At 70.5% G+C, this 13,255-nt stretch carries 12 protein-coding genes and 1 tRNA gene; 6 read left to right on the forward strand and 7 right to left on the reverse strand.

Translation table 11 applies throughout. The features are described from left to right. Nucleotides 1-64: 64 nt before the first annotated feature. The 3 genes from ACFV0T_RS06780 to ACFV0T_RS06790 form a co-directional block, all read right to left on the reverse strand. On the reverse strand, nt 65-1,015 hold the full coding sequence (locus ACFV0T_RS06780; protein WP_385775224.1) for a MerR family transcriptional regulator: 951 nt from the start codon (nt 1,013-1,015) through the stop codon (nt 65-67). A 170-nt stretch (nt 1,016-1,185) separates the two neighbouring features. Then, complete coding sequence (locus ACFV0T_RS06785) at nt 1,186-2,955, reverse strand: SDR family oxidoreductase (protein ID WP_385775226.1); 1,770 nt, start codon at nt 2,953-2,955, stop codon at nt 1,186-1,188. A gap of 5 nt (nt 2,956-2,960) precedes the next feature. Beyond that, nucleotides 2,961-3,803 (reverse strand): M24 family metallopeptidase, encoded by an 843-nt coding sequence (locus ACFV0T_RS06790; RefSeq protein ID WP_385775228.1) that lies wholly within the window; start codon nt 3,801-3,803, stop codon nt 2,961-2,963. 259 nt (nt 3,804-4,062) lie between these two features. Between ACFV0T_RS06790 and ACFV0T_RS06795 the strand changes: the two genes are divergently transcribed. The 6 genes from ACFV0T_RS06795 (at nt 4,063) to ACFV0T_RS06820 (ending at nt 8,289) form a co-directional block, all read left to right on the forward strand. After that, nucleotides 4,063-5,037 carry an ABC transporter ATP-binding protein gene (locus ACFV0T_RS06795; protein ID WP_385775525.1) on the forward strand — a complete coding sequence of 325 codons (975 nt, stop codon included), beginning with the start codon at nt 4,063-4,065 and terminating at the stop codon, nt 5,035-5,037. Further along, the gene (locus ACFV0T_RS06800) at nt 5,027-5,938 is read left to right on the forward strand and encodes an ABC transporter permease (protein ID WP_385775230.1); all 912 of its coding nucleotides are present in this window, start codon (nt 5,027-5,029) and stop codon (nt 5,936-5,938) included. The genes ACFV0T_RS06795 and ACFV0T_RS06800 overlap by 11 nt, the downstream gene beginning before the upstream one ends. After that, nucleotides 5,935-6,846 carry an ABC transporter ATP-binding protein gene (locus ACFV0T_RS06805; RefSeq protein WP_385775232.1) on the forward strand — a complete coding sequence of 304 codons (912 nt, stop codon included), beginning with the start codon at nt 5,935-5,937 and terminating at the stop codon, nt 6,844-6,846. The genes ACFV0T_RS06800 and ACFV0T_RS06805 overlap by 4 nt, the downstream gene beginning before the upstream one ends. 10 nt (nt 6,847-6,856) lie before the next feature. Next, nucleotides 6,857-7,576 (forward strand): ABC transporter permease subunit, encoded by a 720-nt coding sequence (locus tag ACFV0T_RS06810; protein ID WP_385775234.1) that lies wholly within the window; start codon nt 6,857-6,859, stop codon nt 7,574-7,576. A gap of 96 nt (nt 7,577-7,672) precedes the next feature. Next, nucleotides 7,673-7,921 carry a hypothetical protein gene (locus tag ACFV0T_RS06815; protein WP_385775236.1) on the forward strand — a complete coding sequence of 83 codons (249 nt, stop codon included), beginning with the start codon at nt 7,673-7,675 and terminating at the stop codon, nt 7,919-7,921. Nucleotides 7,922-8,187: 266 nt separating this feature from the next. After that, nucleotides 8,188-8,289, forward strand: a tRNA-OTHER gene (locus ACFV0T_RS06820). 30 nt (nt 8,290-8,319) lie between these two features. Here the strand turns inward: ACFV0T_RS06820 and ACFV0T_RS06825 are convergent. The 4 genes from ACFV0T_RS06825 to efeB form a co-directional block, all read right to left on the reverse strand. Further along, nucleotides 8,320-9,129 carry an HAD family hydrolase gene (locus ACFV0T_RS06825; protein ID WP_385775237.1) on the reverse strand — a complete coding sequence of 270 codons (810 nt, stop codon included), beginning with the start codon at nt 9,127-9,129 and terminating at the stop codon, nt 8,320-8,322. Further along, on the reverse strand, nt 9,126-10,403 hold the full coding sequence (serS, locus tag ACFV0T_RS06830) for a serine--tRNA ligase (protein WP_385775239.1): 1,278 nt from the start codon (nt 10,401-10,403) through the stop codon (nt 9,126-9,128). Before serS ends, ACFV0T_RS06825 begins: the two co-directional genes overlap by 4 nt. 538 nt (nt 10,404-10,941) lie before the next feature. Further along, the gene (gene pheA / locus ACFV0T_RS06835; RefSeq protein WP_385775241.1) at nt 10,942-11,874 is read right to left on the reverse strand and encodes a prephenate dehydratase; all 933 of its coding nucleotides are present in this window, start codon (nt 11,872-11,874) and stop codon (nt 10,942-10,944) included. An 80-nt stretch (nt 11,875-11,954) separates the two neighbouring features. After that, complete coding sequence (efeB, locus tag ACFV0T_RS06840; RefSeq protein ID WP_385775243.1) at nt 11,955-13,253, reverse strand: iron uptake transporter deferrochelatase/peroxidase subunit; 1,299 nt, start codon at nt 13,251-13,253, stop codon at nt 11,955-11,957. Between the last annotated feature and the right edge of the window lie 2 nt (nt 13,254-13,255).

Genomic DNA, 13,255 nt, shown 5'->3' on the forward strand with positions numbered 1-13,255 from the left:
ATCCACAACCAACTGTAGTTATCCACAGGGGAATTGGAGAATCTGTGGACAACCGCCCGTCGATTCAGGTGGTTTCGTCAAGATCGACTGATGTGGCGTGACTTGTGGCGAGGCGGTCCAAGGCGCGTGCCTGCAGTTCCCGTTGGGCGGCCACAGCGACGAAGGTCGACGCCTGCTCCAGGCCAACCAGTGCTTCCACGGCTCGCATTGTCTCCTCGGGCAGCGGCACCGAACGCGTTCCGCTCCGAGGGCGCGGCGCGACGTCCGTACCGAGGTGCCGTCGTAGCTGACTGGCGGCGAACAGGCGCATGGCCCGGGCGAGTTCGGCGTCCAGTGTCTGCTGTGCGAGAGGGCGCAGGCGGCGTACGAGGGAGGCCGCCTCGGCCGCGTCGGCGTCGGTCGGACGGTGTGGTCCGGCGAGGTAGCGGGCGAAGACGTGCTCGGTGGTGAACTCCAGGAAGCGGGAGGCGATGTGCTCGACCTGGAGCCTCAACTCCCGCAGGTGGGCGGCGATCGCGGAGAGGGGGACACCGGCCGCGTGCAACTCGGCTGCCACTGCCAGCTCTTGGGGGCTCGGAACGAGGAAGGTGTCGTCCTCGCCGGGGACCGGTTCCAGGATGCCGAGGTCGACGGCGTCGGCGATCGCGGAGTCGTCGGGGGTGGAGCCGAAGCGGGCGGTCAGTTCGGCGCGGGAGACACGGGAGGGTTCCTCGTCGGTCCAGGGGCCCTCCACCTCGGTGACCAGGCCGAGGATTCCGCCCAGGCCACGGCCGGTGTCGTGGGCGTCCAGGAGTTCCTTGACGGAGGCCAGGGTGTGGCCGCGGTCGAGGAGGGCGGCGATCTGGTGGAGACGGGTGAGGTGGGTGTCCGCGTAGACGTTGGCCCGGCCTCGGCGTTCGGGGCGGGGGAGCAGGCCGCGGTCCTGGTACGCACGGATGGTGCGGACGGTGGCCCCGCTCAGGTGGGCCAGGTCCTCGATGCGGTACGACGGTTCGTCAGCCGGGGAGTTGACCATGTGACGTGTCCTCGTGGAGTGCCCGATATCAGTGCCGACGACCGCCCGCGGTGCACGAGCGGGCCGCCCCCTCACTACAAGCGGAACCAGAACTTGAGCCGGAGCCCGAGCCGGAGCCCGGACGAGAGCCCGGACGAGTCCCAGAACCAGTCCCAGTCGCAGACAGAGCCCTACCGAACCGGCGGCTCCACCCGCGCCAACGCCCGCAACGCCCCAGGCATCCATCGCGACAGCAGACGCGCGCCGCGTGCCTCCGGAGTCACCGGCACCACAGCCTCGTTGCGCACCACCGCGCGCAGAATCGCCTCGGCGACCTTCTCCGGCGGGTAGTTGCGCAGTCCGTACAGTCGCGCCGCCCGCTTCTGGCGGCGCCGCTGCTCCTCGTCGTCCACGCCCGCGAACGTGGCTGTCGACGTGATGTTGGTGTTGACGATGCCGGGGCAGACCGCGGTCACGCCGATGCCCTGCCCGGCCAGCTCCGCGCGCAGGCACTCGCTCAGCATCAGCACCGCGGCCTTGGAGGTGCTGTACGCGGGCAGGACCTTGGAAGGCTGGTAGGCGGCCGCCGAGGCGGTGTTGACGATGTGGCCGCCCTGAGCGCGCTCGGCCATCTGCCGGCCGAACAGGCGGCAGCCGTGGATGACGCCCCACAGGTTGACGTCCAGGACCCGACGCCAGTCGTCCGGTGTCGTGTCGAGGAAGGAGCCCGACAGGCCGATGCCGGCGTTGTTCACCAGCACGTCGACCACGCCGTACTCGGCCGCGACCTTCTCGGCGAGCTTCTCCATGGCCTGTTCGTCGGAGACGTCGACCGTTTCCGCCCAGGCCCGTGGGGCGCCGATCAGCCGGGACAGTTCGGCGGTGCGGGCCGCGGCCTCCCCGTCCCGGTCGACGGCCACCACGCGCGCGCCGGACTCCGCGAACGCGAACGCCGTCGCCCGCCCGATGCCGCTGCCCGCTCCGGTCACCAGCACGAGCTGCCCGCCGAACCGGTCGGAGTACTTTCCGTCCGCCTTCGGCTCCGGCCGCCCGCCCTCGACAGCGGTCGCGAACTCGGAGATCCAGGAGGCCAGTTGGTCGGGCCGGGTGCGGGGGATCCAGTGCTTGGCCGGGAGAGTGCGACGCGTCAACTGCGGAGCCCACTGCTCCAGTTCGTCGTAGAGCCGCTCCGACAGAAAGGCGTCTCCCAGGGGGGTGATGAGCTGCACGGGCGCGTGCGCGTAGGCGTCCGGGCGCGGCCCGCGCAGCCGGGCCCGTACGTTGTCCCGGTACAGCCAGGCGCCGTGCGCGGCGTCCGAGGGCAGTGACGAGGTGGGGTAGTCGCCCCCGGGGACCTTCTCCAGACGCTGGAGGATCCTCGGCCAGCGTTTGCCGAGCGGGCCGCGCCAGGCGAGTTCCGGCAGCACGGGTGTGTGCAGCAGGTACACGTACCAGGACTTGGCGCCCTGACCGAGGAGCTGGCCCACCCTGCGGGGCGTCGGGCGCTTCACGCGCGCGTTGATCCAGTGTCCGAAGTGGTCGAGTGACGGACCAGACATCGAGGTGAAGGACGCGATCCGGCCCTCGGTGCGCGCGACCGTCACGAACTCCCAGGACTGCACCGATCCCCAGTCGTGCCCGACCAGGTGCACCGGCCGGTCCGGGCTGACCGCGTCCACGACCGCCAGGAAGTCGTCCGTCAGCTTCTCCAGGGTGAAGCCGCCGCGCAGGGGCCGCGGGGCCGTGGAGCGGCCGTGGCCCCGGACGTCGTACAGCACCACGTGGAAGCGGTCGGCGAGGCGGACCGCCACCTCCGACCAGACCTCCTTGCTGTCCGGATAGCCGTGCACCAGCACCACCGTCGGCTGCTCCGGGTCGCCCAGTTCGGCCACGCACAGTTCGACCCCGCCGGTCCGTACCCGGCGCTCCCGCGCGTCCTTCAGCGTCGTCGCCCTCGTCACCCTCGTCACCTCTCCTGCGCCCAGCGCCGCACGTGCGGCAGATCGTCGTCCAGCCAGAAGGCGCTCTCCTCGGGGTCCCGGGAGTCGGTGACCACCAGGATCTCCTCGAACTTCGCGCCGGTACCCCGGAAGCCGAGGTGCGGTTCGACCGCCCACAGGCCCGCCTGCGGCGGATGGTCGGAGAAGCGGTACGGCGACCACAGGGGCGACCAGCCCTCGCGGTGGCCGTGGACCAGGTCCCCCACCAGCCCCTTGAGGGACTGCGTACCGAACCCGAGGACGTGCGGTGACCAGCGGCGCTCCTTGACCCGGTCGACCTTGTGCGCGATCACCCCGAACGGATACGCGCGGTGCCGGTTGGCGTAGCCCTGGCGCACCATGAGGCGGTCCACGTCCTCGTAGATCTCGCGCAGCGACCGGCGTTCCCGCACCTCCCGCAGGATCAGCTCGCGGTGCGCCGCCAGGTCGGCCGTCAGCCGTTCCTGCACCGGGTTGCTGCCGAGCGAGCCCGAGTAGCCGATGTCCGCCGTGCAACCCTCGTACACCGGGGCCATGTCCAGGATGAACGGCATCCCGGGCTCCAGCCGGCGGTCGGTCGGGAAGAACTGGAGGGGCACGCGGAAGTTCACGAACGCCGTGCGGTCGCCGAACCACGCGAACGGCAGGTGGAACCAGTCCCGCACCCCGCGCTCTCGCAGCCACTCCCGCTGCATGCGCGCCGCCTCACGCTCGGTCACGCCCGGCCGCAACCGGGCCGCCACCGCCTGCGCGCACTCGTAGGCCAGGCGCTGCACCCGCCGGAAACCCCGCAGTTCCGCGGCGAGGTCCCGTGTCTCTGCCGTCGTCATGCCAACGCCCCACCCGTCCCAGCCGCCGACTGCGGTACGTGTTCGTAACTTGACACTGGTGAATGTGACAGTTGTTAGAGGCGACGTCAATAGGACGGGGCGAGCCTGTGGACAACCGTGGCGATGGGGAGAAACCGGCCACACGGTGTTCGACCTCAGGGTGACCCCGGGGTTCCCGTACGACCAGAGACCGACACCAAGACCGCTCTTCGGGGTGACGACCGGCGTGGTAGGCGTCACTACCGTCGAGGACGTGACTGTGATCGCGACCGAAAGCCTGAGCAAGCGGTTCCCCCGGGTGACCGCGCTTGACCGGCTCTCCGTGGATGTCGGGCCCGGTGTGACCGGACTCGTCGGGGCCAACGGAGCCGGCAAGTCCACACTGATCAAGATCCTTCTGGGTCTGTCCCCCGCCACCGAGGGCCGCGCCGAGGTGTTCGGACTCGACGTGGCCACCCATGGCGCCGCCATCCGGGAGCGCGTCGGCTACATGCCGGAGCACGACTGCCTGCCGCCCGACGTCTCGGCCACCGAGTTCGTCGTGCACATGGCGCGGATGTCCGGCCTGCCACCCACCGCCGCACGCGAGCGCACCGCGGACACGCTGCGCCACGTCGGCCTGTACGAGGAGCGCTACCGCCCCATCGGCGGCTACTCGACCGGTATGAAGCAGCGCGTGAAGCTCGCCCAGGCGCTGGTGCACGACCCGCAGCTGGTCTTCCTCGACGAGCCGACCAACGGCCTCGACCCCGTCGGCCGCGACGACATGCTGGGCCTCATCCGCCGCATCCACACGGACTTCGGCATCTCGGTCCTGGTCACCTCGCACCTCCTCGGTGAACTGGAACGCACCTGCGACCACGTCGTCGTCGTCGACGGCGGCAAACTGCTGCGCTCCAGCTCCACCACCGACTTCACCCAGACCACGACCACCCTGGCGATCGAGGTCACCGACAGCGACGAGCACCCCGACGGCACCCGCGCGGTGCGCGAGGCGCTCCACGCGCGCGGGGCCGACGTCCTCGACGGCAGCGGTGGTCTCCCGGGCGCGGGACACGTCCTGCTGCTCACCGCCCAGGGCGAGGAGACGTACGACCTGGTCCGCGACATCGTCGCCGACCTCGGCCTCGGCCTGGTGCGCATGGAACAGCGCCGGCACCACATCTCCGAGGTGTTCAAGAACGACGCGGACAGCGCCGCGCAGCGGAAGGAGGCGGTCGGCCATGGCGGTTGAGCACCCCGTAGCAAGCAGCCCGGCGGGTGACCAGACCCGCATCCACGACATCGGCTACCGCACCTACGACGGCCCGCGCCTGGGCCGCGCCTACGCCCGCCGCTCCCTGTACTCGCAGTCCCTGCGCGGCGCCTACGGCCTCGGCCGCTCGGTCAAGTCCAAGGTGCTGCCGATGCTGCTGTTCGTGGTGATGTGCGTGCCCGCGGCCATCATGGTCGCCGTCGCGGTCGCCACCAAGGCGAAGGACCTGCCGCTGGACTACACGCGCTACGCGATCGTCATGCAGGCCGTCATCAGCCTGTACGTCGCCTCGCAGGCACCCCAGTCCGTCTCGCGCGACCTGCGCTTCAAGACCGTCCCGCTGTACTTCTCGCGGCCGATCGAGACCGCCGACTACGTCCGCGCGAAGTACGCGGCACTGGCCTCGGCGCTGTTCATCCTCACCGCGGCACCGCTGCTCGTGCTGTACGTCGGCGCGCTGCTGGCCAAGCTCGACTTCGCCGACCAGACCGAGGGATTCGGGCAGGGACTCGTGTCCGTGGCCCTGCTCTCGGTGCTCTTCGCCGGGATCGGCCTGGTCATCTCCGCCGTGACCCCGCGCCGCGGCTTCGGCATCGCCGCCGTCATCGCCGTGCTGACCATCTCCTACGGAGCGGTCTCCACCCTCCAGGCCATCGCCGACGAACAGGGCAGCACCGACGTCATCCCCTGGGTGGGCCTGTTCTCGCCCACCACGCTCATCGACGGGGTGCAGTCGGCCTTCCTGGGCGCGAGCTCCTCGGCCCCCGGCGGCATCGGCCCGTCGCACGGACAGGGCGTGGTGTACGTCCTCGTCCTGCTGGGCCTGATCGCCGCCTGCTACGGCCTCCTGATGCGCCGCTACCGAAAGGTCGGACTGTGACCACGCTCAGCATCGACCACGTCTCCCGCTGGTTCGGCAACGTCGTCGCCGTCAACGACATCACCATGACCATCGGGCCGGGCGTCACCGGCCTGCTCGGCCCCAACGGCGCCGGGAAGTCCACCCTCATCAACATGATGGGCGGCTTCCTCGCCCCCTCCACCGGCTCCGTCACCCTCGACGGGCAGCCGGTGTGGCGCAACGAGCAGATCTACCGGCAGATCGGCATCGTCCCCGAGCGGGAGGCGATGTACGACTTCCTCACCGGGCGCGAGTTCGTCGTCGCCAACGCCGAGTTGCACGGACTGGGCGCGAAGGCCGCCCAGCAGGCGCTCGCCACGGTCGAGATGGAGTACGCCCAGGACCGGAAGATCTCCACCTACTCCAAGGGCATGCGCCAGCGCGTGAAGATGGCCTCGGCGCTGGTCCACGAGCCCTCGCTGCTCCTGCTCGACGAGCCGTTCAACGGCATGGACCCGCGCCAGCGCATGCAGCTGATGGAACTGCTGCGGCGCATGGGCGACGAGGGCCGTACGGTCCTGTTCTCCTCCCACATCCTGGAGGAGGTCGAGCAACTCGCCTGGCACATCGAGGTGATCGTCGCCGGCCGGCACGCGGCGAGCGGCGACTTCCGCCGGATCCGCCGCCTCATGACCGACCGCCCGCACCGCTACCTGGTGCGCTCCAGCGACGACCGCGCCCTCGCGGCCGCGCTGATCGCGGACCCGTCGACGTCCGGCATCGAGGTCGACCTCGCCGAGGGCGCGTTGCGCGTCCAGGCCGTCGACTTCGGCCGGTTCACGACCCTGCTGCCCCGGGTGGCCAGGGACCACGGCATCCGGCTGCTCACGGTCTCGCCGTCCGACGAGTCCCTCGAGTCCGTCTTCTCGTATCTCGTCGCGGCGTAGGAGGCCGAACATGTACGACCCCACAGTCGCCCGGCTCACCTACCGGGCCCTGCTCGGCCGCCGGCGCGCCCTCGTCCTCGGCGCGCTGCCGCTGCTGCTGATCGTGATCGCCGTCGCCGTCCGCGCCCTCACCGGGGCCGACGACCAGACGGCGACGAACGTCCTGGGCGGGCTTGCGCTCGCCACGATGGTGCCGATCATCGGCGTCATCGCCGGCACCGGCGCGATCGGGCCGGAGATCGACGACGGCTCGGTGGTGTACCTGCTGTCCAAGCCGCTCAAGCGGCCGACGATCATCTTCACCAAGCTCATCGTGGCGGTCGCGGTGACGATGGTGTTCTCCGCGCTGCCGACCCTGATCGCCGGGCTGATCCTGAACGGCAACGGACAGCAGATCGCCGTCGCCTACACGGTGGCCGCGCTGGTCGCCTCCATCGCGTACGCGGCGCTGTTCCTCCTGCTGGGCACGGTGTCCCGGCACGCGGTGGTCTTCGGCCTCGTCTACGCCCTGGTCTGGGAGGCGCTGTTCGGCTCCCTGGTGCCGGGCGCGCGCACGCTCAGTGTCCAGCAGTGGTCGCTGGCCGTCGCCCACAAGGTGGCCGGCGGGGACCTCGTCACCTCGGACGTCGGGCTGACCACGGCGACGGTGCTGCTGGTCGCGGTCACCGTGCTGGCCACCTGGTACGCGGGCCAGAAGCTGCGCTCGCTGAAGCTGGCCGGGGAGGAGTAGAGGAGCGAAGCCCCGGTCTTGACCGGGGCTTCATCTCCGTCCGGGCACACTGGACGGATCGGACGTACGCCGGGACGGGTCCTAGGAGGGCCGGGGATGGCAGAGGAGACGCCGGAGAGCGCCGGCCGCGGGCCGGGCGGCCACAGCGAGGACGCGTGGGACGACGTCGTCCTGGACGAGAAGTTCATACGGGGCGCGGAGACGGCCGAGCCGTCCGCCCGGGCGCGTATGCTCGCCGCCCGCTGGCGCGCGCAGGGACCCGAGCCGCAGCCCTGGCGCTCCGACGAGCCGCCCGCCGGATGGTTCTTCAGCAAGGCCCGCCGCCGCAGGTGGCGGCGCCGGTAGCGCATCAGCGCCCGCGATATTCGGTGGCGGCCGATTCGCCGGTCGGGCACAGTGGTCGTGTTCCCGCCGCCGGACAGGAGTCCGGCGCCACCATCTGGGAGAGGAGCCGGGCGATGTCCATGCACGACAGTACGTCCAGCTCCCCACAGGGCAGCGTGCGGCGGATTCCGGAGTAGTTACCCCTCCGTCGATCCCGCCCTGCATGGTGAGCTGCCCGGGGCGGCCGCTTCGAGCACGCGAATCGCACTCGCGTGGGCCGCCCACCCGGAGGATTGGCCGAGAGGCAAGGCACCGGCTTGCGCTGTGCTCCATCGAAGCGAGCCGTGGTCGGGGGTCACCCCGCGCACGTTCGATCCGTGCATCCTCCGCCGGGGCTGGGTGGCACAGCAGCCGAGAGCTCAGCCCAGCAACCGCTCCAGTACCACCGCGATACCGTCCTCCTCGTTGGAGGCCGTCACCTCGTCGGCGACCGCCTTCAACTCCTCGTGGGCGTTGGCCATCGCCACGCCCCGCGCCGCCCAGGCGAACATCGGGATGTCGTTGGGCATGTCGCCGAAGGCGATCGTGTCGGCGGCCTTCAGCCGCAGCCGCCGGGCGGCCAGCGACAGGCCGGTCGCCTTCGACAGGCCCAGCGGGAGCAGCTCCACGATGCCCGCGCCCGCCATCGCCACCGAGACGAAACCGCCCGCGGCCTGCCGGGCGGCCTCGGCGAGCTCGTCGTCCGTGAGCGTCGGATGCTGTATGTAGATCTTGTTCAGCGGAGCCGTCCACAGGTCGGACGCGTCCGTGAACGGGGTGGCGGGCAGCGTGCCCGTGACCGCGTAGCCGGGGCCCACCAGCACCTCGCCGTCCAGACCGTCGCGGCTCGCCGCCAGGAACAGCGGGCCGACCTCGGCCTCGATCTTGGCCAGGGCCAGCCCCGCGAGCTGCCGGTCCAGGGTCACCGACGTCAGCAGCCGGTGCTCGCCCGCGTCGTACACCTGCGCGCCCTGGCCGCAGACCGCGAGGCCCCGGTAGCCGAGGTCGTCGAGGATGTGCCGGGTCCAGGGGACCGCGCGCCCCGTCACCACGATGTGCGCGGCGCCCGCCGCGGTGGCCGCGGCGAGCGCGTCACGGGTACGGCGCGTGACCGACTCGTCGGAACGCAGGAGCGTCCCGTCGAGGTCGGTCGCGATCAGCCGGTACGGGAACTCCGGAGCCGTGCTCACTTGGCGATCGGCTCCAGGACCTCACGGCCGCCCAGGTACGGGCGCAGCACCTCGGGCACGCGCACCGAGCCGTCGGCCAGCTGGTGGTTCTCCAGGATCGCCACGATCGTGCGCGGTACGGCGCACAGCGTGCCGTTGAGCGTCGCGAGCGGCTGGACCTTCTTGCCGTCCCGCATCCGCACGGACAGCCGGCGGGCCTGGAAGCCGTCGCAGTTCGACGCCGAGGTCAGCTCGCGGTACTTGCCCTGGGTCGGGATCCACGCCTCGCAGTCGAACTTGCGGGAGGCGGAGGAGCCGAGGTCGCCGGACGCCACGTCGATGACCTGGAAAGGCAGCTCGAGGCCGGTCAGCCACTGCTTCTCCCACTCCAGGAGCCGCTGGTGCTCGTTCTCGGCGTCCTCGGGAGCGACGTACGAGAACATCTCGACCTTGTCGAACTGGTGCACCCGGAAGATGCCCCGGGTGTCCTTGCCGTACGTGCCGGCCTCACGGCGGAAGCACGGCGAGAAGCCCGCGTAGCGCATCGGGAGCTTGTCGGCGTCGAGGATCTCGTCCATGTGGTAGGCCGCGAGGGGGACCTCGGAGGTGCCGACCAGGTAGTAGTCGTCCTTCTCCAGGTGGTACACGTTCTCCGCGGCCTGGCCGAGGAAGCCGGTGCCCTCCATGGCGCGCGGGCGGACCAGCGCCGGGGTCAGCATCGGGATGAAGCCGGCCTCGGTGGCCTGCGCGATCGCCGCGTTGACGAGCGCGAGCTCCAGGAGCGCGCCGACGCCCGTCAGGTAGTAGAAGCGCGATCCGGACACCTTGGCGCCACGCTCGACGTCGATGGCGCCGAGCGCCTCGCCGAGCTCCAGATGGTCCTTGGGCTCGAAGCCCTCGGCGCCGAAGTCGCGGATCGTGCCGTGCGTCTCCAGGACGACGAAGTCCTCCTCGCCGCCGACCGGGACGTCCGGGTGCACCAGGTTGCCGAGCTGGAGCAGGAGCCGCTTGGTCTCCTCGTCCGTCTCGTGCTGTTCGGCGTCGGCCGCCTTGACGTCGGCCTTGAGCTGCTCGGCCTTCTTCAGCAGCTCGGCGCGCTCGTCGGGGGAGGCCTTGGGGATCAGCTTGCCGAGCGACTTCTGCTCGGAACGCAGCTCGTCGAAGCGGACGCCGGACGACCTGCGCCGCTCGTCGGCAGACAGGAGAGCGTCGACGAGCGCGACGTCCTCTCCACGGGCACGCTGAGAAGCGCGCACACGGTCGGGGTCTTCACGGAGCAGGCGAAGGTCAATCACGCGCTCAAGGCTACCGGTGCGCGGTATCCGGCTACGACTCGGTTTCCGAGTGGTAACGAATCGCGGCTTACGTTCCGTTATGAGCGAATTGCCGATCGTGTCAATAAAAAGTGTCTCACTCCCTGGGACGGGGCATGCCCCGGGCGTCGGGTTGACCGGATTTCCTTGCGGGGAACGGGACTTGGCTTTCGCTTGTCCACAGGGATCCACACCCCCGGAAGAGTTATCCACAGGCTGTGAGGAAGATCTGTGGATGCCGGAATTGATCACTCCGCACGGGTTCGGCAGGGCTGGGGATTCCCGGCACAAACCCCTTCTACCCCCACTTTCGAGTGGAAAGGGTTCGCTCCAAAGGATTGATCAAAGGAAAAGAGTGGACGAAGGGTGACCTGTGCGATCGAGGGTGCAGTCGGGGCCTGTAGGCCGATTTGTCGACTAGGTGGTGCTTCGTTGTCGACTTGTCCCCAGGTCGAGAAGCCAACCTGTGGATAACGTCTGTGGATAACGAAAATATGCAGGTAGAACCGGCGTGAACTGGCTAGAAACGGCCGTCCTGGCACCGAGCCACCCAGTCGGCCGCCGACACGAATTCCTCGTCCGACGTTCCCCGCCGCAACGCCCGCACGTCCTGCAGTCCCACGTCCGCCCGCGGGTAGGAGCCGAGGAAGCGCACCTCCAGACAGATCCGCTTCAGCCCCATCAGGGCCTCGGCCACCCGCCGGTCGGAGATATGGCCCTCGGCGTCGATGCAGAAGCAGTAGTTGCCGATGCCGGCGCCCGTCGGGCGGGACTGGAGCAGCATGAGGTTGATACCTCGGGAGGCGAACTCGCCCAGCAGGTCCCGCAGGCCGCCAGGGTGGTCGTCGCGCTGCCAGAGCACGACGGACGTCTTGTCCGCCCCGGTGGGTGCCGCGGGCCGGGCGGGCCGGCCGACCAGTACGAACCGGGTCTGCGCGTTCTCGGCGTCGTGGATCCCGGTTTCCAGCGGTTCGAGGCCGTACCGGGCGGCCGCGAACTCGCCCGCGAAGGCGGCGTCGTATCGGCCCTCCTGGACCAGGCGGGCGCCGTCCGCGTTCGAGGCGGCCGACTCCCAGACGGCGTTCGGGAGGTTCGCCTTCAGCCAGTTGCGCACCTGCGGCTGGGCGGCCGGGTGGGCGGTGACCGTCTTGATGTCGGACAGCCTCGTACCGGGCCTGGCCAGCAGCGCGAAGGTGATGGACAGCAGCACCTCGCGGTAGATCGTCAGCGGTGCCCCCGCGACCAGCTCGTCGAGGGTGGTGGTGATACCGCCCTCGACGGAGTTCTCGATCGGCACGAACGCGGCCTCGGCCTCGCCGGTGCGGACCGCGTCGAGCGCCGACTGCACGGACACGTAGGGGGTCAGTTCCCGGGTCGCCGCCTCCGGAAGCCTGCGCAGGGCGACTTCGGTGAAGGTGCCTTCGGGGCCGAGATACGCGTAGCTGGCTGGCATGACTTCACCCTAATGGGCCTTGCGGAACCCGGCGTACGTATCCCGTGCCGGCCCCTCTCGTGGGTGACCCGGGGCGCCTCTCACCCCTCCAGCAGCCGCTGTCCCACGTACTCGCCCTCGGCCGCCCCGCCCGGTACCGCGAACAGCCCGCTGGCCTCGTGGCGGATGTACTTCGACAACGCGTCGCCCCGGTCGAGCTTGCGCTGCACCGGCACGAAGCCACGCAGCGGGTCGGCCTGCCAGCAGACGAAGAGCAGCCCCGCGTCCGGCACTCCATCAGGGTCGAAGCCGTCGTGGAAGGAGAACGGGCGCCGGAGCATGGCCGCTCCGCCGTTCGTGTCGGGCCGGGTGATCCGGGCGTGCGCGTCCAGCGGAACGACCAGGTCGCCGTGGGAGTCCCGCTTCTCCAGGTCCATCCCGGTCGTCTCGCCGCCCCCGGACAGCGCGGCGCCGTCGGCCTTGCGACGCCCTATGACCTGCTCCTGGGCCGCGACCGAGAGCCGCTCCCAGTCGTCGAGGAGCATGCGGATACGGCGTACGACGACGTAGGAGCCGTTGGCCATCCAGGCCGGGTCCTTCGTGCCGGACGCGGGCACGAAGATCCGCCCGTCGAAGTCGGACTCGGTGGGCTTGGGATTACGGGTGCCGTCCAGCTGGCCCATGAGGTTGCGGGCGGTCATGGGGTGGGAGGTCGCGCCGGGCGAACGGTTGAAGCCGTTCATCTGCCAGCGGATCCGCGCGGCGCTGCCCGTCTCCTTCTGGATGGCGCGCAGGGCGTGAAAGGCGACCAGGGCGTCGTTGGCGCCGATCTGCACCCACAGGTCGCCGTTGCTGCGGGCCTTGTCGAGGTGGTCGGAGGAGAAGTCGGGCAGCGGGTCGAGCGAGACCGGACGCTGCTTCTCCAGCCCGGTCTTCGCGAAGAAGTCGTAGCCGAATCCGAAGGTGACCGTCAGCGAGGAGGGGCCGGCGTCGCGGGCCACGTCCGTGTCGCCGTGCCCGGCCGCCTCGCCCGCCATCAGTCGCTCGGCCACGGCCGACCAGCGGCGCAGCAGCGCGGCCGCCTCCTTGTGGCCCGCGCCGGCCACCAGGTCGAAGGCGGCGAGATGGCCACGGGCCTGGAGGCCCTCGGTGATGCCGGGCTGATGTTTCCCGTGAAACATCGCCCGGTCGGCACCCAGCGAGGTGAGCGGATCCGCCGCGGCGGGCGCGGCGGTATAGCCGACGGCCCCGCCCGCCGCGCCGAGGGCGAGCCCGGTGACACCGGCGGTGCCGAGCAGCTTGCGTCGCGTGAGTCCTGCCGCGGCGGGAGCCTCCTCGAAGACTCCCCCCTCGGCGACGGCCCCGGGTGTACGGGCCTGCGGGATGGACTGGTCAGCCATGG

The sequence above is a fragment of the Streptomyces sp. NPDC059582 genome, assembly GCF_042735715.1.
Classification (GTDB): Bacteria; Actinomycetota; Actinomycetes; order Streptomycetales; family Streptomycetaceae; genus Streptomyces.

Bases quoted from the DNA above. Each gene is read 5' to 3' on its own strand.
- ACFV0T_RS06815 (WP_385775236.1), top strand. From the start codon at position 7,673: ATGGCAGAGGAGACGCCGGAGAGCGCCGGCCGCGGGCCGGGCGGCCAC.
- efeB (WP_385775243.1), bottom strand. From the start codon at position 13,253: ATGGCTGACCAGTCCATCCCGCAGGCCCGTACACCCGGGGCCGTCGCC.
- ACFV0T_RS06790 (WP_385775228.1), bottom strand. From the start codon at position 3,803: ATGACGACGGCAGAGACACGGGACCTCGCCGCGGAACTGCGGGGTTTC.
- ACFV0T_RS06800 (WP_385775230.1), top strand. From the start codon at position 5,027: ATGGCGGTTGAGCACCCCGTAGCAAGCAGCCCGGCGGGTGACCAGACC.
- ACFV0T_RS06810 (WP_385775234.1), top strand. From the start codon at position 6,857: ATGTACGACCCCACAGTCGCCCGGCTCACCTACCGGGCCCTGCTCGGC.
- pheA (WP_385775241.1), bottom strand. From the start codon at position 11,874: ATGCCAGCCAGCTACGCGTATCTCGGCCCCGAAGGCACCTTCACCGAA.
- ACFV0T_RS06780 (WP_385775224.1), bottom strand. From the start codon at position 1,015: ATGGTCAACTCCCCGGCTGACGAACCGTCGTACCGCATCGAGGACCTG.